We start from the raw sequence: 24,108 nt of genomic DNA on the forward strand, positions 1-24,108 counted from the left end.
GCCCCTGCGGCGCCGGGCGGGAAGTGGGTCGCACAGACCAGGACGTTCACCCGTATGTTCTACCCGACGCCGGCCGTCACCGGGTCTTCGGCTGCTGCTGGGTGATGCAGTGGATGCCGCCGCCGCCCGCGAAGATCGCCCGCGCGTCCACCAGGGTCACCGTCCGCTCGGGGAACAGGCGGCGGAAGATGCCGGCGGCGATCTCGTCGCGCGGGTCGTCGAAGCCGCACAGCACGACCCCGCCGTTGCACAGGTAGTGGTTGATGTAGGAGTAGTCGGCCCAGTGGCCGTCGGCCTCCAGGACGGTCGGGGCGGGCACCTCGACGACCTCCAGCCTCCGGCCCCGGGCGTCGGTCGCCGACTTCAGCAGGCCGATGACCTCCTTGGTGACCTCGTGGTCGGGGTGCGCCGGGTCCGGCTGGTGGTGGGCGACCACGACGCCCGGGCGGGCGAAGGCGGCCACGATGTCGACATGGCCGAGGGTGCCGAAGCCGTGGGGCGGGTAGTCGCCGGTCAGGCCGCGCGGCAGCCAGATCGCCTTGCCGGTGCCGAGGTGGGCGTGGATCTCGGCCTCGACCTCCGCCCTGGACCAGTGCGGGTTGCGCTCGGGGCCGAGCTGCACGGTCTCGGTGAGCAGCACGGTGCCCTCGCCGTCGACGTGGATCGCGCCGCCCTCGTTGACCAGCTTCGAGGCGTACGTCTGCGCACCGGCGAGGTCGGAGACGTACGCGCCGATCTTCGAGTCGTGCTCCCAGCGGGCCCAGTCCTGGGCGCCCCAGCCGTTGAACGTCCAGTCCACGGCGGCCAGCCGGCCCTTGTCGTCGGTCAGGAAGGTGGGGCCGATGTCCCGCATCCAGGCGTCGTCCAGTTCGCGCTCGACGGTGTCGATGCCGGGGCCGAGCAGCGCCCGCGCCTCGGCGGACTGGCCGGGGCCGCACACGACCGTCACCGGTTCGAAGCGGCGGACGGCGCGGGCGACGGACGCCCAGGCGGTCCGGGAGGCGGCGAGGTCGTCCGGGTCGTCGAAGGTGGGGTTGGGACCCGGCCAGGCCATCCAGGTGCGCTCGTGCGGGGTCCACTCGGCGGGCATGCGGAAGCCGTCGGCTGCGGGGGTGGTCATGTCGCGGGTCCTTAGAGGAAGTAGAGGCGGTTGAGGGAGACGGAGTCGGCGGGCTCCGAGCGCAGCGGGTCGCCGTCGAGGGTGACCAGGCCGGTGCGCTGGTCGACGTCGACCGCTCCGATCCGGGCGTTCAGCCGCAGGTCGGCCGGTCCGATGCCCCGGGTGCCGCGTACGGCGACCCGGCGGCGGCGGGTGGGCATCGTGTCGTTGCCCTGGTCGACGGCGGCCCGGGCGACGAACGCGACCGAGATGTCCGCGGCGGTGGCGCCGTACGCGCCGAACTGCGGTCCGAGGACGAGGGGTTCGCAGGTGTCGGTGGCCGCGTTGGGGTCGCCGACCACGCCGTACGCCGGGAAGCCGGCCTTGAGGACGAGCTGCGGCTTGGCGCCGAAGTACTCGGGGCGCCACAGCACGAGGTCGGCGAGCTTGCCGACCTCGATCGAGCCGACCTCGTGCGCGAGGCCGTGCGCGATCGCGGGATTGATCGTCAGCTTGGCCATGTAGCGCAGCACGCGGGCGTTGTCGTCGCCCTCGCCGTCGCCCGCCATGGGGCCCAGCTCGGCCTTCATCTTGCCGGCCATGGCGAAGGTGCGGCGGACGGTCTCCCCGGCGCGCCCCATGCCCTGGGCGTCGGAGGAGGTGATGCCGATCGCGCCCAGGTCGTGCAGGACGTCCTCGGCGCCCATCGTGCCGGCGCGGATGCGGTCGCGTGCCATGGCCGCGTCACCGGGCAGGTCGGGCTTGAGGTCGTGGACGGAGACGATCATGCCGTAGTGCTCGGCGACCGCGTCCCGGCCGAAGGGCAGGGTGGGGTTGGTGGAGGAGCCGATGACGTTCGGGACGCCGGCCATCTTCAGCACGTTGGGCACGTGTCCGCCGCCGCAGCCCTCGATGTGGAAGGCGTGGATCGTGCGGCCCTCCAGCACACGCAGGGTGTCCTCGACCGACAGGCACTCGTTCAGCCCGTCGCTGTGCAGGGCGACCTGGACGTCGTGTTCCTCGGCCACCCGCAGCGCGGTGTCCAGCGCACGGGTGTGGGCGCCCATGTCCTCGTGCACCTTGAAGCCGCTCGCCCCGCCCTCGGCCAGGGCCTCGATCAGGGGTGCGTCGTGGGACGACGAACCCCGGCCCAGGAAGCCGATGTTGACCGGCCAGGCGTCGAAGGCGTTGAACGCGTGGCGCAGCGCCCAGGGCGAGTTGACGCCGACGCCCCACACGGGGCCGAACTCCTGCCCGATGACCGTGGTCACGCCGGAGGCGAGGGACGCCTCCATGATGCGCGGGGACAGCAGGTGGACGTGGGTGTCGACGGCACCCGCGGTGGCGATCAGCCCCTCGCCGGAGACGATCGACGTACCCGTGCCGACGACGACGTCGACACCGTCGAGGGTGTCCGGGTTGCCGGCGCGTCCGATGGCGCAGACCCGGCCTTCCCGGATGCCGATGGACACCTTCCGGATCCCCTGCACCGCGTCGATGACGACGACGTTGCTGATCACGACGTCGCAGGTGGCACGGACGGCGGCGGCCTTGAGGTGCAGTCCGTCGCGGGCGGTCTTGCCGAAGCCGGCCAGGAACTCGTCGCCGTACTTCTGGGCGTCGGACTCGACGCGGACGGTCAGTCCGGAGTCGCCGAGGCGGATGCGGTCGCCGGCCCGGGGGCCGTGGGTGGCGGCGTAGGCGTGCGGGTCGACATGGATCGACCGGCTCACCTCTCGTCCCTTCGAGCGGCTCATCGCTCCTCGCCTCCTTCCGGCGTCACTCCGAGATATCCGCAGGCGGCGGCCCGGCGCAGGGCCTCTTCCTTCGCGCCCGGCGCGTCCAGCGGCCCGTCCACCAGTCCGGCGAAGCCGATCGCGATGCGCGCGCCGCCGACCGGGACCAGTCCGACCTCCTCGCTCTCCCCGGGACCGAACCGGACCGAGGAGCCCGCGGGGACGGCGAGCCGCATGCCGTAGGCCGCACGGCGGTCGAAGTCGAGGCGCGGGTTGGCCTCGAAGAAGTGGAAGTGGGAGGTGACGGAGACCGGCACGGTCGCGGTGTTGGTGACGCGCAGCCGCACGGCGGGCCCGGGGTCGGCGTGCTCGGGGCCGGGCAGCAGCGCGCCCGGGGCGTCCTCGCCCAGGCCGCCGCCGATGGGGTCGGAGACGACCGCGAGCCGGGAGCCGTCGTCGAAGACGGCCTCGACCATCACCTCGGTGACGACGTCGGCGACGCCCGGCAGCACGTCGGCGGGACCGAGCACGGAGCGGGCCGCCTCGATGGCCTCGGCGAGCCGCTTGCCGTCCCGGGCGGCCTCGCAGACGGTGTCCGCGATCAGCGCGGTGGCCTCCGGCACGTTCAGCCGGAGACCGCGCGCCCGGCGGGCCCGGGCCAGTTCGGCGGCGCCGAAGAGGAGCAGCCGGTCACGTTCCGTGGGGGTCAGTCTCACGACGCGACACCTCCTTGTCTTCCACGGATTAGAGCATCACTCTAAACAGAGAATTCATGAAACAGAAGCATTGACCGGGGGCAGGGCCTCACGTCACATTGAACGTCGCTCTAAACCAATGGCGGCCGTCGAAGGAGACCAGCCATGCCGATCGAACAGCGCGGAGTCGACACCGTCCCGGACGAGGAACGCACCAGCGGCCCACGGGACCTCGTGTCGATCCTGCTCGGCTCCAACCTCTGCCTCGGGGTGATCATCTTCGGCTGGCTGCCGCCGTCCTTCGGGCTCGGCTGGTGGGCGTCGGTGAGCGCCGTCGTGGCCGGCACGGTGATCGGCACGCTCTTCACGGCCCCGCTGGCCCTGGTCTCCCTGCGCACCGCGACGAACCTGTCCACCTCCTCCGGCGCCCAGTTCGGCGTGCGCGGCCGGCTGATCGGCTCGGTGGTCGGGCTGCTGCTCGCCCTCGGCTACACCGCGCTGACCGTGTGGATCGGCGGCGACGTGATGCTGATGGTCCTCGACCGGCTCTTCGGCGTACCGGCCGACGGGATGTCGTACGCCCTCGTCTACGCGCTGCTCGCCGCGGCGACGGTCGCGGGCGCGGTCTACGGCTACCGGGTGCTGCTCGCCATGTCCCGGGTGCTGGCCGTCGGCATGACGGCCCTGCTGCTGCTCGGCGTCCTCGCCTACGCCCCGCACTTCACCACCGCCGCGCTGCCGGGCGCGGGCGGCTATCTGCTGGGCTCCTTCTGGTCCACCTGGTTCCTGGCGGCGGTGGCGGCGGGCCTGTCCGGTCCCATCGCCTTCATCACCCTGCTCGGCGACTACACCCGCTACATCTCCCCCGCCCGCCACTCCTCGCGCCGCGTGCTGCACGCGACCTGGCTCGGCCTGATCCTGGGGCTGCTGGTGCCGCAGCTGTTCGGCACCTTCACGGCGTACGCGGCCCGCGCGGCCACCGACTACGCGGGCCCGCTGGTCGCGGCCTCCCCCGGCTGGTACCTGGTGCCGCTGCTGCTGGCCGCCTCGGCCGGCTCGGTGGGCAACGCGGGCCTGATGCTGTACTCCATGGGCCTGGACCTGGACGCGATCCTGCCCCGCGCCTCCCGCGCCCGCGCCACCTGCACCGTGGCCGTCGTGGCCACCGCCTGCGTCTTCGCCGGCCACTACGCCTGGAACGCGCAGTCGGCGATGACGTCCTTCGTGCTGCTGCTCACCGCCGTCGGCACCCCGTGGGCGGTCGTCACCCTCATCGGCTTCGTCCGCTGCCGCGGCGTGTACGACGCCGACGCCCTCCAGGTCTTCAACCGCCGTTCGCGGGGCGGGATCTACTGGTACCGGGCGGGCTGGAACGTCCAGGCGACCGTGTCGTGGGCGCTGGGCGCGGCGGTCGGCCTGCTGGCGGTGTCCCTGCCGTCGTACGAGGGACCGCTGCTGCGCCTGACCGGCGGGGTGGACTGCAGCTTCCTGCTGTCGGGGCTGGTCGGCGGGGTGGTGTACCTGCTGCTGACGCAGGCCGGCCCGCGCCCCGAAGGGGCGCGGGGCACCGCGCGACCGGCCACGGCGGTCCCGCAGACACCCGACGCCCCTTCGCGCGAATGCGCACCGCGCGGTTAGCCGATCCTGTGCATCCAGCCGTGCTTGTCCTCGGTCATGCCGCGCTGGATGCCGAGCAGGGCCTCGCGCATCCGCCGGGTGACCGGGCCGGGGGTGCCGTCGCCGTGGGTCCACTGGTCCGTCTTGGTCTTGGCGTGACCGATCGGGGTGACCACGGCCGCCGTACCGCACGCGAAGACCTCGGTCAGCGCACCGGACGCGGCGTCCTCCCGCCACTGCTGGAGGGTGATCTCGCCCTCCTCGGCGGTGTAGCCGAGGTCGCGGGCGACCTGGAGGAGGGAGTCGCGGGTGATGCCCTCCAGGATGGAGCCGGTGAGCGACGGGGTGATGATCCGGTCGCCGTACACGAAGGCGACGTTCATGCTGCCGCTCTCCTCGACCTTGGTGCGGGTGACCGCGTCGAGGTAGACGACCTGGTCGCAGCCGTGCGCGGCGGCCTCGGCCTGCGGGAGCAGGGAGGCGGCGTAGTTGCCGCCGGTCTTCGCGTCGCCGGTACCGCCGGGGACGGCGCGGACGTGGTCCTCGGAGACCCAGATGGTGACCGGCTTCACGCCGCCGGCGAAGTAGGCGCCGGACGGAGAGGCGATCAGCATGAAGAGGTACTCGTTGGCCGGGTGCACGCCGAGCCCGACCTCCGTGGCGAACATGAACGGCCGCAGGTACAGGGCCTCTTCGCCGCCGTGCGGCGGGACCCAGTCGGCGTCCTGGGTGAGCAGCGCGTCCAGCGCGGCGATGAACAGCTCCTCGGGCAGCTCGGCCATGGCCATGCGGCGGGCGGAGCTGCGGAACCGGCGGGCGTTGGCATCGGGGCGGAACAGCGCGATCGAGCCGTCGGACTGACGGTAGGCCTTCAGGCCCTCGAAGATCTCCTGGCCGTAGTGCAGGACGTGGGTGGAGGGGTCCAGGGAGATCGGGCCGTACGGGACGAGCTGAGCGTCGTGCCAGCCCCGGCCCTCGGTCCACTTGATCGTCACCATGTGGTCGGTGAAGTGGCGGCCGAACCCCGGGTTGGCCAGGATCGCCTCGCGCTCGGCGGCGGCGAGCGGGCTGGCGGAGGGCTTGAGCTCGATCGTGGGCGTCGTCATCAGTGGTTGTCCTTCACCGGTTGTAGTGACGGGCCGCGCTCACTCCTGTACTGCCAGTCGTCAGTGCTAGGACGTCCGAGCATTCCCTCATATCGCGGCTCCGCGTTCGATTATCGCGCGGGGGCTGCGCCGTCAGGAATCGGGGTGAAGCGGCCCAGGGATTGATGGTGGCACCCGGTGAGGCACAGGAAAAGCCGCCGGGTGCGGTTGCGACCCGGCGGCTCGGTGGTGGCGCGGCGGGTCAGCCGGCTACGCGTACGGCGAGGGCGTCGCCGATCTGGGACGTGGAGCGGGCCGGCTTTCCGGCACGCTCGGTGAGGTCCGCGGCGACCGCGGCGTCGATGCGGTCGGCCTCCGCGTCGTAGCCGAGGTGGCGCAGCAGCAGGGCGACGGACAGGACGGTGGCGGTGGGGTCGGCCTTGCCCTGACCGGCGATGTCCGGGGCCGAGCCGTGGACCGGCTCGAACATGGACGGGAACTCGCGGCCGGGGTTGATGTTCCCGGAGGCGGCCACGCCGATGCCGCCGGAGACGGCCGCGGCGAGGTCGGTGATGATGTCGCCGAAGAGGTTGTCGGTGACGATGACGTCGAAGCGGCCGGGGTCGGTGACGAGGTAGATCGTCGCCGCGTCGACGTGGATGTAGTCGGTGGTGACCTCGGGGAACTCCTCGGCCACCTTGTGGAAGATGTTCGTCCACAGGTGACCGGCGAAGGTCAGCACGTTGTTCTTGTGGACCAGCGTGAGCTTCTTGCGCGGGCGTGCCTGGGCGCGGGCGAAGGCGTCGCGGACCACGCGCTCGACACCGTAGGCGGTGTTGACGGAGACCTCGGTGGCGACCTCGTGGGCGGTGCCCTTGCGGATCGTGCCGCCGTTGCCGGTGTAGGGGCCCTCGGTGCCCTCGCGGACGACGACGAAGTCGATCTCCGGCTGGCCGGCGAGCGGGGTGGCGACACCGGGCAGGAGCTTCGACGGACGCAGGTTGACGTGGTGGTCGAAGGCGAAGCGGAGCTTGAGCAGGAAGCCGCGCTCCAGGACGCCGGACGGCACCGACGGGTCGCCGATCGCGCCGAGCAGGATGGCGTCGTGCTGCTTCAGCGCGTCGAGGTCGGCGTCGGTGAGGGTCTCACCGGTGGCGTGGTAGCGCCGGGCGCCGAAGTCGTAGTCCTTGGTCTCCAGCTTCACATCCTGCGGCAGGACGGCGGAGAGGACCTTGAGACCCTCGGCCACGACTTCCTGGCCGATGCCGTCACCGGGGATCACTGCGAGATCGATGCTGCGAGACATGTCGGCACCCTACTCCTCGTCCCATGGGATGACACGCCCTGTCCGCCATCCGGACACGCGGACGGGTCGCCGGTGTCCTCCCGTCGGCTGGCGTTCACCCGTAGGTGGCAGGGGCGTCGGGCGCCGGTGGAAGGTTCCGCGCATGGCTGCGTTTTCCAGGGGGACGCCCCCCGGACCCTCCGGGCCCCCCGTCCCCGATGTCGGCATTCCGCCGCGGCTCGCCGAACGGCTGAGCATGGCCGAGCAGTACGAGTACCTGCGCACCCGGGTGCTTCCCCGCCGCACCCTGGTGACGGCCGGCGCGGTGGCGGGCGGCCTGCTGACCGGCTGCGCGACCGCCTCCGGGGCGAGGTCCGGCGCGACCGGCTCGCGGGCCCCCGCCCCGGCCACCTCGCGGGCGCCCGGCTCGGTGGTCAGCCCGTTCGGCCGCCATCTCGCCTTCGGCGCCGATCCCAGGAGGCAGATGAGGATCTCCTGGCAGGTGCCGTTCGCGGTGCGGCGGCCCTACGTGCGCATCGGTCTGCGCCCCGACGACCTCGGGCGCCGGGTGACGGCCGAGGTGCGCCCGCTGCACACCCCCGGGGTGGAGGGGGTGCGGCCCGCGCTGGAGCAGTACTACGTCCACGCGGCCGTGGACGGCCTCACGCCCGGCACCACGTACTACTACGGGGTCGGCCACGACGGCTGGGACCCCGCCGCCGCCGCGCACCGCGCGGCCACCGCGTCCTTCCGCACGGCACCCGCGGGCCCGGAGCGGTTCGTGTTCACGGCCTTCGGCGACCAGGGCGTCGGCCGGGCCGCGCACGCCAACGACGACCTGGTGCTGCGGCAGAAGCCCGCCTTCCACCTGCACGCCGGCGACATCTGCTACGCGGACGTCAACGGCACCGGCCGGCAGACGGACGGCTACGACCCCGCCTTCTGGGACCTGTTCCTGAAGCAGAACGAGCCGGTGGCACGGTCGGTGCCGTGGATGGTGACGACCGGCAACCACGACATGGAGGCGTGGTACTCGCCGGACGGCTACGGCGGTCAACTGGCCCGGTTCTCCCTGCCCCAGACCGGCTTCGACCCGCACGGCACACCGGGCGCGTACGCGTTCACCTACGGCAACGCCGGCTTCGTGGCGCTGGACGCCAACGACGTGTCCTACGAGATCCCCGCCAACCTCGGGCACAGCGGCGGACGGCAGACGGCCTGGCTGGACCGGACGCTGCACCGGCTGCGCGCCGCCGACGGCATCGACTTCGTGGTCGTCTTCTTCCACCACTGCGCCTACTCCACCTCGCAGCACGCCTCGGACGGGGGCGTGCGGCGGGAGTGGCTGCCGCTGTTCGCGAAGCACCAGGTGGACCTGGTGATCAACGGGCACAACCATGTGTACGAGCGCACGGACGCGATCAGGTCCGGGAGGACCGGCCGGGCGGTGCCCGTCGGCGGCTCCACCGACCCCACCCGGGACGGCGTCGTGTACGTGACGGCGGGCGGCGGCGGCCGGGACCTGTACGCCTTCCCCTCGGGGGTGCGGGACAGCTACGAGGGACACGTCACCCGGCACGAGGCCGTGCGGACCTTCGCCTGGACGAAGGACAAGGACCGCGCGCCGGAGACGGCGGAGTGGTCCCGGGTCCGCTACACCGGCTTCTCGCTGCTCTCGGTGGAGGTGCGGACGGGCGCGTCGCCACGGCTGGTGGTGTCGGCGCTGGCCCAGGACGGGCGGCGGATCGACCACTTCGAGGTGCGGCGCGGCGGGTGAGGGCCGCGCCGCACCCCGCGGGGATCTCCCCCCGCCCGGACGTGGCCGAGCGGGGGGAGGGTGCGGCTCCCGGCTGGTGGTCCGGCTCAGTGGCCGGTCTCGCCGCCGTTGTCCCGGCGGTCCAGGGCGCGCTGGAGGGCGGCGGCGGCGTTCTTGCGGTCGGACTCGCCGGCGTGGGACACGTGGCGGACGCGGCGGCGGACGGTCGTCTCGGCCATGGGGATCGACTCCTTCGGAGAACGCGGAGCACGGCGGTGAGGGGATACGAGACGCCGGAAGAGGCGGGGAGCACCGGCCGCAGGGGTTGCCTGCACAGGGCCCGGCTCACGACCGCCATTCGCTGGATCGAGCGAGACGTTCGGCTTCTTTCAAGCTAAGGGAGTCGCCCGCGTCTGTCTGCACAATTACTCGGACTTCCTACTATCTGAGACGGTGGACTGGGTCACACCGCTCTGAGCTGGGGCTTCGCGCGTTCAGGGGTACTCCTCCCGAGGGAACGCAGGATGCGGATCAGGGCGCGTACGGCGGTCGTGGCGGCCAGTTCGGAGGTGGTCGCGTAGCCGACGGACCGGTACGGCCGCCCCGGGCCGAGGTCGGTGATCTCCACGGCGGCCGGGGCCCCGGTGAGCGACAGCTCCGGCATGATCGCCATGCCCAGGCCGCTGCCCACCATCGACAGCACCGCCCCGTCGTCCTCGGCGGTGACGGTCGCCGCCGGGATCCAGTCCTGGCCGGCCCACCAGTCGCGGGTGTACGAGCCGCAGTTCTCGCTCCAGTCGACGAGCGGCAGGGAGCGCGGCGCCGGGTGCCCGGCCGGGTGCACCAGGAAGTACGGCTCCTGCAGCAGCACCCCGCCGGTCAGCCCCGCGGGCAGGACCGCCGGATCGCCGAAGGTGGCGATCCCCAGGTCGGCCCGCCCGGCGCAGACCTCGCCCGCGGTGCCGGGGCCCAGTTCCCGTACGACGGTGACGCTCACCTCGACCCCGGGGTGCAGGGCGGCCAGCCGCTCCAGGGCGGACGGCAGCAGATGGAGGGCCGCGCTGCGGAACGCGGCGATCCGCAGCCGTCCGGCCACCTCGCCGGTGCCGGCGCCCCGGACGTCGTCGGCCATCGCCTCCAGCATGCGCAGCACGCGCCGGGCGTGGGCCGCGGCCCGCTCCCCGGCGGCCGTGGGCCGGGCCCCGAACCGGCCGCGCTCGAACAGGACCGCACCCAGCTTGCGCTCGATGCCGCGGACGGCGTGGGAGACCGCGGACTGGGTGGCCCCGAGCCGGACGGCGGCGGCGGAGAAACCGCCCTCGTCGGCCACGGCGACGAGGACGCGAAGCTCCTGCGGGGCAAGGTCGGCTGCGCTCACTCGGGTCTCCTGCCTGCGCCTATGAGGACGCCTCATGGATGGGCGTGTTCCATGAGCGCAACCCTCTGCCCGGGCACGCCATTCCTGCCTACGGTCCCCTGCCATGACCGAGACCGCGCTCACCGTGCACCAGACCGCCCGCCCCACCGGTTTCCCGACGGCCGGCCACTTCCGCTTCGCCGAGTCCCCGGTCCCCGAACCGGCCCCCGGCACGGCGCTGGTGGAGAACCTCTACTGGTCGGTTGACCCCTACCACCGCGAGATGATGGACGGCGACTTCGCGCTGGACGCCCCGCTGGAGGGCCGGACGCTGGGCCGGGTCGTCGCCTCCCGCACCCCGGCGCTGCCCGAGGGGCGGATCGTCTTCCACCGGCAGGGCTGGCGCACCCACTCCGTGGTCCGCCCCGAGGAGGTCCGCCGCATCCCCGACCATCCGGGCGTCCCGCTGTCGGCGTACCTGAGCGTGCTGGGCGGCACCGGCCTGACCGCCTACATCGCCCTCACCCGGATCGCCCGGCTGCGTGCGGGCGAGGACCTGTTCGTCTCCGGCGCGGCGGGCGGGGTCGGCACGGCGACCGGCCGGTTCGCCCGGCTGCTCGGCGCGGGCCGGGTCACCGGCAGCGCCGGCACCCCGGAGAAGGTCGAGTACCTCACCCGCCACGTCGGGTACGACGCGGCCTTCGACTACCACAGCGCGCCGGTCGCCGCCCTGCTGGCCGAGGCGGCCCCCACGGGCATCGACGTCTTCGTCGACAACGTCGGCGGCGACCACCTCGGCGCGGCGATCGGCGCGCTGCGCGAGCGCGGCCGGGTGGTGCGGGTCGGCACGATCAGCCAGTACAACACCCCGGACGCGCCGCCGGTGCTGTTCGACCACGCCGACGTGGTGGAGAAGAGCCTGCGCATCGAGGGTTTCCTGGTGCGCGACCACCGCGACGCGCAGGAGGAGCTGTACGACTTCGCCGTACCGCATCTGCGCAGCGGGGCGCTGGTCGCGGACCAGACCGTGATCGACGGCTTCGAGCGGATCGTGGAGGCGTTCCTGCTGATGCTGCGCGGCGGCAACACCGGCAAGATCCTGGTCCGCGCGGCCGGCTGAACCCCGTCAGACGACGTCCCCGTCCCGCCAGTCGAAGACCAGCTCCCCGGCCGGGTCGAGCGGTCCGGCGAGCGCGGGCAGCAGATACACGTCCCCCTCCTCCTCCGGCAGCCGCACGATCCCGTCCGGTGAGAGGGCGTGCACCTGCCCGGGCCAGCACTGCCAGCCCCGGGCCGTGTACAGCGGGGCTCCGTCCTCGCTCGCCGACAGCGCGCCGAGGTCGTAGGCCCGCTCGGTGATCCGCTCCAGCTCGGCCATCACCCGCCCGCCGAGCCCGGTCCGCCGCACGTCGGCCCGTACGGCGACGGCCTCCACGTACCCGGTGCGCAGCCAGCGCCCCCGGTGCCGCAGGCGGCGCGGCACGACCGAGCCGTGCGCGGCGAGCCCGGTCCCGTCATGGACGAGTGCGTGCATGCCGCCCAGCCCGTGCTCCCAGTCCTCGTCGGAGAAGTCCCCGTCGAAGGCCGCGTCCAACAAAGCGCGGACGGCCCGGAGTTCGGAGGGTTCGAGATCGGCGGTGTGGGCGAGCCGGAGGCGAGGGGTCATACCGACAGTATCGGGGGCGCGGGTCGGGGGCCGGGCGGGGGCCCTCGGCCTGGGCGTGCCCGCGGTGCGCATGGGAACGGCCCGGGAAGCCCGCTCGATCGTCGGGGTTCCCGGGCCGTGTCCGTGGGGGGGCGGTCAGCCCATGTGGGGGTAGCCGTAGTCGGTCGGTGCGACCAGGGTCTCCTTGATGGCGCGGGTCAGCGTCCAGCGGAGGAGGTTCTGGGGGGCGCCGGCCTTGTCGTTGGTGCCGGAGGCCCGGCCGCCGCCGAAGGGCTGCTGGCCGACGACGGCGCCGGTCGACTTGTCGTTGATGTAGAAGTTGCCCGCGGCGAAGCGGAGCTTCTCCATCGTGTACGCGGCCGCCGCGCGGTCGTTGGAGATGACCGAGCCGGTGAGGGCGTAGTCGGAGACCGACTCCATCTGGGTCAGCATCTCGTCGTACTTGTCGTCCTCGTACACGTACACGGCGAGGAACGGGCCGAAGTACTCGGTCGTGAAGACCTCGTTCTCCGGGTCGGTGCACTCGACGACGGTCGGGCGGACGAAGTAGCCGACCGAGTCGTCGTAGGTGCCGCCCGCGACGATCGTGCAGGCCGGGTCCGCCTTGGCGCGGTCGATGGCGGCCTTGTTCTTGGCGAAGGCACGGTCGTCGATCACGGCGCCGAGGAAGTTCGACAGGTCCGTGACGTCACCCATGGTGAGGTAGTCGACCTCGGCCGCGAACTCCTCCTTGAAGCCCGAGTTCCAGATGGAGGCCGGGATGTAGGCGCGGGAGGTGGCGCTGCACTTCTGGCCCTGGTACTCGAAGGCACCGCGGGTCAGGGCGGTCTTGAGGACGGCGCGGTCGGCGCTCGGGTGCGCGACCAGGAAGTCCTTGCCGCCGGTCTCGCCGACCAGACGCGGGTAGGAGCGGTACTTCTCGATGTTGTTGCCGACCGTCTTCCACAGGTGCTGGAAGGTCTTGGTCGAGCCGGTGAAGTGGATGCCGGCCAGGTCGCGGTGGTTCAGGGCGACCTCGGAGACGGCGATGCCGTCGCCGGTGACCAGGTTGATGACGCCCTTCGGCAGACCCGCCTCCTCCAGCAGCTGCATGAGCAGGACGGCGGCGTGGGTCTGGGTCGGGGACGGCTTCCAGACCACCACGTTGCCCATGAGCGCGGGCGCGGTGGGCAGGTTGGCGGCGATCGCCGAGAAGTTGAACGGGGTGATCGCGTAGACGAAGCCCTCGAGCGGGCGGTGGTCCAGGCGGTTCCACACGCCGGGGGAGTTCGCCGGGGGCTGCTCGGCCAGGATCTGGCGGGCGTAGTGGACGTTGAAGCGCCAGAAGTCGACCAGCTCACAGGGGCTGTCGATCTCGGCCTGCTGGGCGGTCTTGGACTGGCCCAGCATGGTGGAGGCGGCGATCGTCTCGCGCCACGGGCCGGCCAGCAGCTCGGCGGCGCGCAGGATGATCGCGGCGCGGTCGTCGAAGGACATCGCGCGCCAGGCCGGCGCGGCGGCCAGGGCCGCGTCGACGGCGTCCCGCGCGTCCTGCTCGGTGGCGTGGCGGCCGGTGCCGATGACGGCCTTGTGGTTGTGCGGCTGCACGACCTGGAAGGTCTCGCCGCCGCCCATCCGCCGCTCGCCGCCGATGGTCATCGGCAGGTCGATCGGGTTCTCGGCCAGCTCCTTGAGCTTGACCTCCAGCCGGGCGCGCTCGGGCGAGCCGGGGGCGTAGCCGTGCACCGGCTCGTTGACGGGGGTGGGGACCTGGGTCACAGCGTCCATGAGATCCTTGACTCCTTGTACGTGAGCGGGTGTTTCGGGCTCAGCCCTTGCTGACCATCGACCGGAGGAAGAAGCGCAGGTTCGCCGGCTTCTCCGCGAGACGGCGCATGAAATAGCCGTACCAGTCGGTGCCGTAAGCGGTGTAGACGCGCATGCGGTGACCCTCGGCGGCCAGTCGCAGGTGCTCGTCGCCGCGGATGCCGTACAGCATCTGGAACTCGTACTCGTCCAGCTTGCGGCCCGCCTTGTGGGCCAGCTCCTGGGCGATGGCGATCAGGCGCGGGTCGTGGGACCCGATCATCGGGTAGCCCTCGCCCTCCATCAGCGTCTTCAGGATACGGACGTACGCCTTGTCGATCTCGTGCTTCTGCTGGTACGCGACCTCGGCGGGCTCCTTGTAGGCGCCCTTGACGAGGCGGACGCGGCTGCCGGACTCCGCCAGGCGGCGGGCGTCGGCCTCGGTGCGGAAGAGGTAGGCCTGGATGACGCAGCCCGTCTGCGGGAAGTCCTTCCGCAGCTCCTCGTGGATGGCGAACATCGAGTCCAGGGTGGTGTGGTCCTCGGCGTCCAGCGTCACGGTCGTACCGATGGCGGCGGCGGCCTCGACGACCGGGCGGACGTTCGCCAGGGCCAGCTCGTGGCCGCCCTCCAGGGCCTGGCCGAACATCGACAGCTTGACCGACATCTCGACCCGCTCGCCGAGCTGAAGCTCCTTGAGGTGGTCGATCAGCGCCAGGTAGGCGTCCCGGGCGGCGGCGGCCTGCTCGGGGGTGGTGATGTCCTCGCCGACGACGTCCATCGTCAGCTCCAGGCCCTTGGCCGTGAGGTCCCTGATGATCGGGACGATGTCGGCCACGGTCTCGCCGGGGATGAAGCGGTCGACGACCTGCTTGGTCACCGGAGCCGCCGATATCAGGCGTCGCATCCGGTCGCTGCGCGACGCGGCGAGAATCACGGGACCCAGCACGGGGCACCTCCACAACAAGACCAAAGTGGCCGAACCCCACGATTCGGGTACGGCACGGAGAACCACCGTGAAACCTAAGGATCTCTTCGATCGTCGGCCATCGACAGCTGTCACGCATCCGTGCCCGGTATCTCAGACAGATGTATGAAGGACGCCGGAAAATGGGGGAGAATGCCCGAGTGGCGGCGGAATACAAGGCGGACTACCAGGAACTGGTGGACGAGATCTCGGAGCTGCTGGGCGCCCCGGCGACCCTGGAGAACCGGGACTTCGAGCTGATCGCCTTCGGTGCCTACGACAGCGAGGGCGAGCTGGACCCCTCCGCACTCGACCCGGTCCGCACCCGCTCGATCCTGACCCGGCGCTCGACGGCGACCGTCCGGTCCTGGTTCGAGGGCTTCGGCATCACCCGCGCCACCGGACCGGTACGCATCCCGCCCAGCCGTGAGGCCGGCGTCCACCGCGGCCGGATCTGCCTCCCCGTACGCCATCGCGGCGTCGTCCTCGGCTACGTCTGGCTGCTGGACGGCGACCCGGGGCCGACCGGCGCCCAGCTGACCGCCGCGATGCGGGTGGCGGACCGGATCGGCGCGCTGCTCGCGGACGAGGCGGAGGCCGGGGCGGGGCTGAGCCGGGAGCTGCGGGCGGTGCTCACCGCGGAACGCGGCTGGCAGCAGGACATGGCGGTGGCCGACCTGCGCGCCGCCCTGGGCACCCGTGCCGACGGCCCCCTCACCCTGGTGTGCGTCGCCCCCTGGGCGTCGGCCGACCCCGACGACGCCCCGGCCGCCCGCACGATCCCGCACGCCACGGCGCTGTGCACGCTTCCGTGGGGCGCGACCGGACAGAGCCTCGCGCTGCTCGTACGGCTGCGGACCACGGAGGCGAGCACCCCGGCGCTGGCGGCGGCCACCCGGCTGCTGAAGGAGGCCGAAGGGGCCCGTGGGGCGTCGCCGGGCACCGCGCGTGGCGCCGGGGCCCGGGTGGCGGCGGCGGTCGCCGCCGGCTTCGCCGCGGACGCCCGGGGCGCCGGTTGCGCGGCCGGGATCGGGGAACCCCGCACCGGCCTCGCCGAACTGGGCGCCGTCTGGCAGGAGGCGTCGGCCGCCGCGCGCGCCGCGCTGGCCGAGCCCAGGTTCGGGCCGGTCGCCGAGTGGGCGCGGATCGGGGCGTACCGGCTGCTGACCGCGCTGCCGCCGCAGGCCGCGCACGACCGCGTGGTCGGCCCGCTCCTCTCCCCCGCCCACCGGGAGCTGGCCCGCACGGCCGAGGTCTATCTCGACTGCGCGGGCCAGGCCGGCCGCACCGCCTCCGAGCTGGGCATCCACCGCCAGACGCTCTACTACCGGCTGTCCCGGGTGGAGCAGCTGACCGGCCTGGACCTGGACGACGGGGAGGACCGGCTGCTGCTGCACATGGCACTGAAGCGGGCACGCCTGTGACCGTCCCGCGGCTCAGGGCCCGGCGGATGCCGGGGCCGGTGACCGTCCCGCGGCTCGGGGCCCGGGGTGCCGAGCCGGTGATCGCCCCGCGGTTCAGGGCGGCCCGGCGGGTGCCGAGCCGGTGATCGCCCCGAGGGCGTGGCAGAGCGCGGCGTCGCTCGCCGGGCCCTCGGTCCAGCGGGCGCCGATGTGGCCGTCGGGGCGGACGAGCAGTGCCCCCCGCGGGCCGAGGCCCCAGGTGTCGGCGTGCTCCCCGGGGAGGGGTTCGACGCGCAGCGGCCAGGGGGTGCCGGGACGGGGCGCCCAGCGGGCGGGGTCCGGGGTGAGCAGGGTGAACCATTCGCCGCAGGTGTCGAGCGTCGACCGATCGGGGCCGAGCCAGAGGTGCGGCAGGCGCCGGCCGGGCTCGGCGGTGGGGAGGTAGTCCGGGCCCGCGGACCCGCCCGGCTCGGCGGTGGGGACGCGATCCGGGCCGGTGTCCACGTCCGGCGGCCGGGGCGGGAGGCCGGCACCGGGGAGGACGGCGGAGGAGCGGTAGGTGACGCCGAGCACGAGTCCGAGTTGTGCGAAGTACCGTTCGGACCAGGGGACTTCGACCGGGGCCGAGACCGCTGCGCCGGTCCGGAGCCGTTCCCGGCGCCGGTGCTGCACCCGGCCCGCCAGCTGGGCGTTGGCCACCGCCTGGCGGAGCGTCGCATGGGCGACGGGCCGGCGCTCCGCCTCGTAGGTCGCGGGCAGGCCGGGGTCCGCCCACCCGTGCAGCACCCCGGCCAGTTTCCAGCACAGGTTGTGCACATCGGCGACCCCGGCGTTCATGCCCAGCCCTCCGAAGATCGGAACCGCGTGCGCGGCGTCGCCGGCCAGCAGGATCCGGCCGTGGCGGAGGCGGTCGGCGACGAACGCGTTCATCACCCAGTGCTGGACCCGCACCACCTCGGCCCGTACGCCGGCGTCCGGGCCGAGGGCGCGCGTGACGATCCCTGACCAGTCGGCGCCCGCGGCGTCCTCGGGCGTGGGACCGAACCAGGCCCAGCCGCCCTCGGGATAGAGCGGGAGGAAGGAGCCGTGCGCGGTGAAGTAGACGCCGGCGGGCTGCCGGGCGCACCAGCGGTCGAGGTCGGCGTCGAACACGACGGTGGTGAAGCCGCCCAGCGCTCCCGGCCCGGTGGTGCCGATGCCCAGCAGATCGCGGACGGTGGAGTTCGCACCGTCGGCGGCGAGCACGTAACGGGCCCGCACCCGCGTTTCGGCGCCGCTCGCGCGGTCGGCGAGCCGGGCGACGACACCGTCCGGCTCCTCGGTCAGGCCGACGAGTTCGACGCCGAACCGCACCGGCGCCGGCGTCGGCGCCGCGTCGAGCAGGGTGGGCTCCAGCCGGTCCTGGGAGGTGACCACGCCGGTCACGGGGCTCTCGGGCACCGGCGCGCGGATCCCGACCATCGCCGCGGTGGCGAAGTCGGGAGCGTGCAACGTGTCGCGGAAGCGGACCCGGCCGTACTCCGGGGCGAAGGCGCGGGCGGCGATCCGGCCGGCCAGTCCGAGCCGGCGGTAGATCTCCATCGAGCGGACGTTGACCAGCCGGGAGCGCGGAAACGGGGACAGCTCCCCGTGCTTCTCGACCAGCAGCGCCCGTACGCCCCAGCGCGCCAGCAGGGCCCGGGCGGTGAGCCCGACCGGCCCGCCGCCGACGATCAGCACCGGCGTGCCGGTGTCCGCTACGGGCATCTCGTCCGGGGTTCCAGACGTGCGGTCCGGCCCATGGGATCACTGTCGCGCGCCCGGTGGCCGACCGCAATCCGCGCCCCGGGTCAGGTCCGAACGGCGCCCTGGATCACCCGTCGCAGCCCCTCGGTGAGCTGTTCGGCGGTGGTCGCCGACTCCGGGTCGAAGAGCCACTGGACCATGAGGCCGTTGAGGAGGGTCTGGTAGAGGCGGCCCTCGGTCTCGACCCGTTCCTCGTCGAGGTCGGCCTCCGGGAGTCCGGTGAACATGGCGAGGAGCCCCGAGCGGCCCTGCTGCTGCGCCTCCGCCAGCAGCTTGCGCACCTCGGCGATCCGCTCGTCCTGGAACATCAGCTCGAAGCTGAGCAGCCAGATCGCCCGTGACTCGGGCACGGTGCGGATGACGCCGGCCCACACCTCCTGGAAGCGCTCCAGCGAGCCCGGGGGCTGGGTGACCTCGCCGCCGAACGCGGGGTCGAAGTTCTCGCCCACGCTCTCGATCAGCGAGATGTACGCCTGCACCAGCAGGGCGTCCTTCGAGCCGTAGTGGTAGCCGATCGACGCCAGATTGGTGCCCGACTCCTTGACGACGTCCCGCGCGGTCGTACGCAGGAAGCCTTTCTCCAGCAGGCAGCGCTTGGCGCCCTCGAGCAGATCCTCACGGTGTCCCATGCGGTCACCCTACCCCCGATCCATACAACCGTCCTAGACAGATGGATTATACAAACGTTCTAGACAAGCGTTTAAGACGCTCGTACAGTTCTCGGCATGACGACATCCACGAGCACCACCTCCGTCGGCGCCGAGAGCGCCCCCGTCCGGGCCGGGCGCCGCGAGTGGACCGCGCTCGGCGTGCTGATGCTGCCGCTGCTGCTGGTCTCCATGGACGTCTCGGTCCTGTACTTCGCCACCCCCGCGATCAGCGCGGACCTGCGGCCGAGCGGCACCCAGCAGCTGTGGATCTTCGACATCTACGGCTTCGTCCTGGCCGGCCTGCTGATGACGATGGGCGCGCTCGGCGACCGCGTCGGCCGCCGCAAGCTTCTTCTCGCGGGCGCCGCGGCCTTCGGCGGTGCCTCGCTCCTCGCGGCCTACGCGAACAGCGCCGAGACCCTGATCGCGGCCCGCGCGATCCTCGGCATCGGGGGCGCGACCCTGATGCCGTCCACGATGGCCCTGCTGCGCACGATGTTCACCGACCCGGCCCAGCGGGCGAAGGCGATCGGACTCTGGTCCGGCGTGATGACCGGCGGTATCGCCCTCGGCTCGGTGATGAGCGGCCTCCTGGTCGAGCACTTCTGGTGGGGCTCGGTCTTCCTCGTCAACCTGCCCGCGATGGTCCTGCTGCTCGTCCTCGGCCCGGTGCTGCTGCCCGAGTCGAAGAACCCCGAGCCCGGCCGCTTCGACTGGGTGAGCGTCCCGCTGTCGCTGGCCGCCGTGCTCCCCGTGATCTACGGCCTGAAGGAGATCCCCACCGAGGGCCCGCACCCGCAGTACATCGTCTCGATCACCGTCGGCCTGCTCTTCGCGGCCCTGTTCGTCCACCGGCAGCGCACCGCCGGCTCCCCGCTGATCCCGCCGGCCCTGCTGAAGGGCCACGGCTTCACCCCGGCGCTGGTCCTCAACCTCGTCGGCAGCCTCGGCATGATGGGCTCGGCCGTCTTCACCACGCAGTACCTGCAGTCGGTCCTCGGCAAGAGCCCGCTGGAGGCGGCCCTGTGGAGCCTGCTGCCCTCGGTGTTCATCGGGGTCGCCGCTCCGGTCACCGCACAGCTCGTCCAGCGGGGCACCGACCGGGGCTACGTCGTCGCCGGAGGGTTCCTGGCCATGGCGGCCGGTTGTGCGCTGCTCACCCTCATCGGCACCGACTCGCTGTGGCTGGTGCTGGTCGGAGCCGGTGTCCTCGCCTGCGGAATGGTCGCGATCATGTCCCAGCTGACCGACCTCGCCATGAGCGGCGCGGCGGTGGAACGCGCGGGCACGGCCTCCTCCCTGCTGGAGACCGGCGCCGAGTTCGGCGGCGCGCTCGGCATGGCCGTCCTGGGCTCCATCGGCACGGCGCTCTACCGCCACGAGATGCCCGCCACCGCCCCGGACCAGGCCCGCGAGACCCTGGGCGGCGCCCTCGCGACGGCCGCCCGGCTGCCCGGCCGGGCCGGCGACACCCTCCTCGCCACGGCCCGGGAGGCGTTCACCAGCGGAATGCGGGGCGCCGCGCTGGCCGGGGCGCTGCTGCTGGCGCTGGCGGCGGTGGGGGCCGCGGTGACACTGCGGAAGACCGAGGTCGCGGCCGAGGGCGAGATCACGGCCGAGGCCGAGGCCGGGACCGAGATCGGGGTCGGGGTCGGGGTCGGGGTCGGGGTCGGAATGAAGTAGCGCACGAGAAAACGCCGGACGGGCTGAGAGACCTCAGCCCGTCCGGCGTTTTCGGCTTGCTCAGACCAGGTTCACCGACCGAGCCGACGTCGCTCCGATCTCGGAGGCGACCTCGGCCAGCACACCGGCCGTCACCGTGTCGTCGACCGTGAGCACGGCCAGCGCCTCGCCGCCCACCGTCGCGCGGGCGACCTGCATGCCGGCGATGTTGATGCCCGCCTCGCCGAGGATGCGGCCGACGGTGCCGACGACACCCGGACGGTCCTCGTAGCGCAGCACGACCATGTGGTCGGCGAGCGCCAGGTCGACGTCGTAGTCACCGACCGCGACGATCTTCTGCACGTTCTTCGGGCCGGCCAGCGTGCCGGAGACCGACACCTCCTCGCCGGTGCCCAGCGTGCCGCGCACGGTCACCACATTGCGGTGGTCGGCCGACTCCGAGCTGGTGGTCAGGCGCACCTCGACACCGCGCTCCTGCGCGAACAGCGGGGCGTTGACGTAGGACACGGTCTCGTCGACGACGTCCTCGAAGACACCCTTGAGCGCGGACAGCTCCAGCACCTTCACGTCGTGCTGGGTGATCTCGCCGTAGACCTCGACGTCCAGGCGGACCGCGACCTCGCCGGCGAGCGCGGTGAAGATCCGGCCGAGGCGCTCGGCGAGCGGCAGACCCGGCTTGACGTCCTCGGCGATGACACCGCCCTGGACGTTGACCGCGTCCGGCACCAGCTCACCGGCGAGGGCGAGGCGGACCGACCGGGCGACGGCGATACCGGCCTTCTCCTGCGCCTCGTCCGTGGACGCGCCCAGGTGCGGGGTGCAGACGACCTGGTCCAGCTCGAAGAGCGGGGAGTCGGTGCAGGGCTCCTTGGCGTACACGTCGAGGCCGGCGCCGGCGACCCGGCCCTCCTTCAGCGCCGCGTACAGCGCCGCCTCGTCCACGATGCCGCCGCGCGCGGCGTTGACCACGCGCACGCTCGGCTTGACCTTGCGCAGCGCCTCGTCACCGATGAGGCCGAGCGTCTCGGGGGTCTTGGGCAGGTGGACGGTGATGAAGTCGGAGACCTCCAGCAGCTCGTCCAACGACAGCACCTTGACGCCCATCTGCGCGGCCCGCGCGGGCTGCACGTAGGGGTCGTAGGCGACGACCTTCATGCCGAAGGCGGACATGCGCTGCGCCACGAGGGCGCCGATGCGGCCGAGGCCGACGACGCCCAGCGTCTTCTCGGCCAACTCGACGCCCGTGTACTTGCTGCGCTTCCACTCGCCGTTCTTCAGCGCGGCGTTGGCCTGCGGAATGTTGCGGGCGGTCGACAGCAGGAGACCGCAGGCGAGCTCGGCGGCGGTCACGATGTTGGAGGTGGGGGCGTTGACCACCATCACGCCGGCCTTGGTGGCGGCGGAGACGTCGACGTTGTCCAGGCCGACACCGGCCCGCGCGACGACCTTGAGCTTCTTCGCGGCGGCGATGGCCTCGGCGTCGACCTTGGTGGCCGAGCGGATCAGGATCGCGTCCACGCCGGCGATGGCCGGAAGCAGCTCGGAGCGGTCCGCTCCGTTGCAGTGCCGGATCTCGAAGTCCGGACCGAGTGCGTCGACGGTGGCAGGCGACAGCTCTTCAGCGATGAGTACGACAGGTTTCGAGCTCACGTGAGTCCTCACATGTGCGATGCGGACGGCCGTCCCGACGGCCGCAGGCGGAGGAGGGGGCTAGCCGCGGAAGACGCACGACGCTGTGGGCCTGACGCGTGTTGTGCAGCAGTGTAGTGGCGAGGCGGGATGCGCATTACGCCGCCGCGGAAGGATCACCCGTCCGGGGCTGGACGAGGTGGACAACAGGGGCCGGAGCGATCCGCCCCGGCCCCTGTCCCGAGGCTTACGCCTCCTCGTCGACCCAGCTCATCAGCTTGCGCAGCTGCTTGCCGGTGGTCTCCAGCAGGTGCTCGGAGTCCTGCTGCTTGTACTCGTTGTACTTCTTCAGACCGCCGTGGTACTCGTCCATCCAGTTCTTGGCGAAGGTGCCGTCCTGGATCTCGGCGAGGACCTTCTTCATCTCGGCCTTGGTGGCGTCCGTGATGATCCGCGGGCCCGTGACGTAGTCGCCCCACTCGGCGGTCTCGGAGACCGACCAGCGCATCTTCTCCAGGCCGCCCTCGTACATGAGGTCCACGATCAGCTTCAGCTCGTGCAGGCACTCGAAGTACGCGATCTCCGGCTGGTAGCCGGCCTCGGTCAGGGTCTCGAAGCCCGCCTTGACCAGGGCCGCGGTGCCACCGCAGAGGACGGCCTGCTCGCCGAAGAGGTCGGTCTCGGTCTCCTCGGTGAAGGTCGTCTTGATGACGCCGGCGCGGGTGCCGCCGATGCCCTTGGCGTAGGACAGGGCCAGCGCGAAGGCGTTGCCGGAGGCGTCCTGCTCGACGGCGGCGATGCACGGAACGCCGCGGCCCTCCTCGTACTGGCGGCGGACCAGGTGGCCCGGGCCCTTCGGGGCGACCATGGCGACGTCGACGCCGGCCGGGGGCTTGATGAAGCCGAAGCGGATGTTGAAGCCGTGTCCGAAGAACAGCGCGTCGCCGTCCTTCAGGTGGGGGGCGATGGACTCCTCGTAGACCTGGGCCTGGATCGGGTCCGGGACGAGGATCATGATGACGTCGGCCTCGGCTGCGGCCTCGGCCGGCGTCACCACGCGCAGGCCCTGCTCCTCGGCCTTGGCCTTGGACTTCGAGCCCTCGTGCAGACCGACACGCACGTCCACACCGGAGTCACGCAGCGACAGGGCGTGGGCGTGGCCCTGGCTGCCGTAGCCGATGACCGCGACCTTGCGGCCCTGGATGATGGACAGGTCGGCGTCGGCGTCGTAGAACAGCTCGGCCACTTTGGGTTCTCTCCTTGTGTGCAGGTGGTGCGTCCCACCGTATGACGGCGGGCGGGAAGGAAGTTCGGGGGTCTCGGCATACGGGCGGCCGTCGGTCGTCGGCCGCCCGTCTCAGTCTTACGCCGTCCGGTCGAGCGCGCGCAGCGAGCGGTCCGTGATCGAACGGGCGCCACGGCCGATCGCGATCGTGCCGGACTGGACCAGCTCCTTGATGCCGAACGGCTCCAGCATCTTGAGCATGGCGGACAGCTTCTCGCTGGAGCCGGTGGCCTCGATGGTCACGGCCTCCGGGGAGACGTCGACCGTCTTGGCGCGGAACAGCTGGACGATCTCCACGATCTGGGAGCGGGTCTCGTTGTCGGCGCGCACCTTCACCAGAACGAGTTCGCGCTGAACCGCCTGGCCGGGTTCCAGCTCCACGATCTTCAGCACGTTGACGAGCTTGTTGAGCTGCTTGGTGACCTGCTCCAGCGGCAGGTCCTCGACGCCCACCACGATGGTGATGCGGGAGATGTCGGGGTGTTCGGTGACGCCGACCGCGAGCGAGTCGATGTTGAAGCCGCGGCGGGAGAAGAGGGCCGCGATCCGGGCCAGGATGCCCGGGGTGTTCTCCACCAGAACCGAGAGCGTGTGCTTGGACATGGTCTTTTTACGTCTCTCTCGC

General features: G+C 72.2%; 20 protein-coding genes. 5 read left to right on the plus strand and 15 right to left on the minus strand.

The genetic code is table 11. The features are described from left to right. Positions 1-76: 76 nt before the first annotated feature. Genes ACZ7KF_RS19410 through ureA form a run of 3 tightly spaced genes read right to left on the minus strand, consistent with a single transcriptional unit; the run spans position 77 to position 3,551 of the window. The gene (locus ACZ7KF_RS19410; RefSeq protein WP_471076015.1) at positions 77-1,120 is read right to left on the minus strand and encodes an agmatine deiminase family protein; all 1,044 of its coding nucleotides are present in this window, start codon (positions 1,118-1,120) and stop codon (positions 77-79) included. A gap of 11 nt (positions 1,121-1,131) precedes the next feature. Then, positions 1,132-2,856 carry an urease subunit alpha gene (locus tag ACZ7KF_RS19415; RefSeq protein ID WP_471076018.1) on the minus strand — a complete coding sequence of 575 codons (1,725 nt, stop codon included), beginning with the start codon at positions 2,854-2,856 and terminating at the stop codon, positions 1,132-1,134. Next, a complete protein-coding gene (gene ureA, locus ACZ7KF_RS19420; RefSeq protein WP_471076021.1) occupies positions 2,853-3,551 on the minus strand; it encodes an urease subunit gamma in 699 nt (232 codons plus the stop codon). Before ureA ends, ACZ7KF_RS19415 begins: the two co-directional genes overlap by 4 nt. A 144-nt stretch (positions 3,552-3,695) precedes the next feature. On the opposite strand from ureA, the gene ACZ7KF_RS19425 reads away from it, so the two are divergent. Further along, a complete protein-coding gene (locus ACZ7KF_RS19425) occupies positions 3,696-5,168 on the plus strand; it encodes a cytosine permease (RefSeq protein WP_471076024.1) in 1,473 nt (490 codons plus the stop codon). On the opposite strand, the gene ACZ7KF_RS19430 is transcribed toward ACZ7KF_RS19425, so the two are convergent. Beyond that, on the minus strand, positions 5,165-6,253 hold the full coding sequence (locus tag ACZ7KF_RS19430; RefSeq protein WP_471076027.1) for a branched-chain amino acid aminotransferase: 1,089 nt from the start codon (positions 6,251-6,253) through the stop codon (positions 5,165-5,167). The genes ACZ7KF_RS19425 and ACZ7KF_RS19430 overlap by 4 nt on opposite strands. Before the next feature lie 241 nt (positions 6,254-6,494). Then, complete coding sequence (locus tag ACZ7KF_RS19435; protein WP_471076030.1) at positions 6,495-7,538, minus strand: 3-isopropylmalate dehydrogenase; 1,044 nt, start codon at positions 7,536-7,538, stop codon at positions 6,495-6,497. A gap of 142 nt (positions 7,539-7,680) precedes the next feature. Here ACZ7KF_RS19435 and ACZ7KF_RS19440 point away from each other — a divergent pair, with 142 nt between their 5' ends. Beyond that, positions 7,681-9,294 carry a purple acid phosphatase family protein gene (locus ACZ7KF_RS19440; protein WP_471076033.1) on the plus strand — a complete coding sequence of 538 codons (1,614 nt, stop codon included), beginning with the start codon at positions 7,681-7,683 and terminating at the stop codon, positions 9,292-9,294. Positions 9,295-9,380: 86 nt separating this feature from the next. Here the strand turns inward: ACZ7KF_RS19440 and ACZ7KF_RS19445 are convergent, their stop codons facing one another. After that, a complete protein-coding gene (locus ACZ7KF_RS19445) occupies positions 9,381-9,512 on the minus strand; it encodes a hypothetical protein (protein WP_471076036.1) in 132 nt (43 codons plus the stop codon). Positions 9,513-9,736: 224 nt separating this feature from the next. After that, positions 9,737-10,651 carry a LysR family transcriptional regulator gene (locus ACZ7KF_RS19450; RefSeq protein ID WP_471076039.1) on the minus strand — a complete coding sequence of 305 codons (915 nt, stop codon included), beginning with the start codon at positions 10,649-10,651 and terminating at the stop codon, positions 9,737-9,739. Positions 10,652-10,754: 103 nt separating this feature from the next. On the opposite strand from ACZ7KF_RS19450, the gene ACZ7KF_RS19455 reads away from it, so the two are divergent. Then, positions 10,755-11,750: an NADP-dependent oxidoreductase gene (locus tag ACZ7KF_RS19455; protein WP_471076042.1), complete on the plus strand. Its 996-nt coding sequence runs from the start codon at positions 10,755-10,757 to the stop codon at positions 11,748-11,750. Positions 11,751-11,756: 6 nt separating this feature from the next. Here the strand turns inward: ACZ7KF_RS19455 and ACZ7KF_RS19460 are convergent, their stop codons facing one another. From ACZ7KF_RS19460 to ACZ7KF_RS19470, 3 genes are all read right to left on the minus strand, one after another. Next, positions 11,757-12,296, minus strand: coding sequence for a GNAT family N-acetyltransferase (locus ACZ7KF_RS19460; protein WP_471076045.1), 540 nt, complete (start codon positions 12,294-12,296; stop codon positions 11,757-11,759). Between the two features lie 135 nt (positions 12,297-12,431). After that, positions 12,432-14,063, minus strand: coding sequence for an L-glutamate gamma-semialdehyde dehydrogenase (pruA, locus tag ACZ7KF_RS19465; RefSeq protein WP_471076048.1), 1,632 nt, complete (start codon positions 14,061-14,063; stop codon positions 12,432-12,434). 40 nt (positions 14,064-14,103) lie between these two features. Then, positions 14,104-15,030 (minus strand): proline dehydrogenase family protein, encoded by a 927-nt coding sequence (locus ACZ7KF_RS19470; RefSeq protein WP_471076051.1) that lies wholly within the window; start codon positions 15,028-15,030, stop codon positions 14,104-14,106. Between the two features lie 161 nt (positions 15,031-15,191). Here ACZ7KF_RS19470 and ACZ7KF_RS19475 point away from each other — a divergent pair, with 161 nt between their 5' ends. Next, positions 15,192-16,472 (plus strand): PucR family transcriptional regulator, encoded by a 1,281-nt coding sequence (locus ACZ7KF_RS19475; RefSeq protein WP_471076053.1) that lies wholly within the window; start codon positions 15,192-15,194, stop codon positions 16,470-16,472. Positions 16,473-16,565: 93 nt separating this feature from the next. Here ACZ7KF_RS19475 and ACZ7KF_RS19480 read toward each other — a convergent pair whose 3' ends face one another. Together ACZ7KF_RS19480 and ACZ7KF_RS19485 are read right to left on the minus strand one after the other, a co-directional pair. Beyond that, positions 16,566-18,197, minus strand: coding sequence for an FAD-dependent monooxygenase (locus tag ACZ7KF_RS19480; protein ID WP_471076056.1), 1,632 nt, complete (start codon positions 18,195-18,197; stop codon positions 16,566-16,568). An 83-nt stretch (positions 18,198-18,280) separates the two neighbouring features. Next, positions 18,281-18,865 carry a TetR/AcrR family transcriptional regulator gene (locus tag ACZ7KF_RS19485; protein WP_471076059.1) on the minus strand — a complete coding sequence of 195 codons (585 nt, stop codon included), beginning with the start codon at positions 18,863-18,865 and terminating at the stop codon, positions 18,281-18,283. 96 nt (positions 18,866-18,961) lie between these two features. Between ACZ7KF_RS19485 and ACZ7KF_RS19490 the strand changes: the two genes are divergently transcribed. Further along, on the plus strand, positions 18,962-20,569 hold the full coding sequence (locus tag ACZ7KF_RS19490) for an MFS transporter (RefSeq protein WP_471076061.1): 1,608 nt from the start codon (positions 18,962-18,964) through the stop codon (positions 20,567-20,569). A 60-nt stretch (positions 20,570-20,629) separates the two neighbouring features. Here the strand turns inward: ACZ7KF_RS19490 and serA are convergent, their stop codons facing one another. The 3 genes from serA to ilvN form a co-directional block, all read right to left on the minus strand. Further along, a complete protein-coding gene (gene serA, locus ACZ7KF_RS19495) occupies positions 20,630-22,219 on the minus strand; it encodes a phosphoglycerate dehydrogenase (RefSeq protein ID WP_471076064.1) in 1,590 nt (529 codons plus the stop codon). 226 nt (positions 22,220-22,445) lie between these two features. Continuing rightward, positions 22,446-23,444 carry a ketol-acid reductoisomerase gene (gene ilvC / locus ACZ7KF_RS19500; protein WP_471076067.1) on the minus strand — a complete coding sequence of 333 codons (999 nt, stop codon included), beginning with the start codon at positions 23,442-23,444 and terminating at the stop codon, positions 22,446-22,448. A 117-nt stretch (positions 23,445-23,561) separates the two neighbouring features. After that, positions 23,562-24,086, minus strand: a complete 525-nt coding sequence (gene ilvN, locus ACZ7KF_RS19505) for an acetolactate synthase small subunit (RefSeq protein WP_471076069.1) — start codon at positions 24,084-24,086, stop codon at positions 23,562-23,564. Positions 24,087-24,108 lie beyond the last annotated feature (22 nt).

The sequence above is a fragment of the Streptomyces sp. NPDC038200 genome, assembly GCF_055600785.1.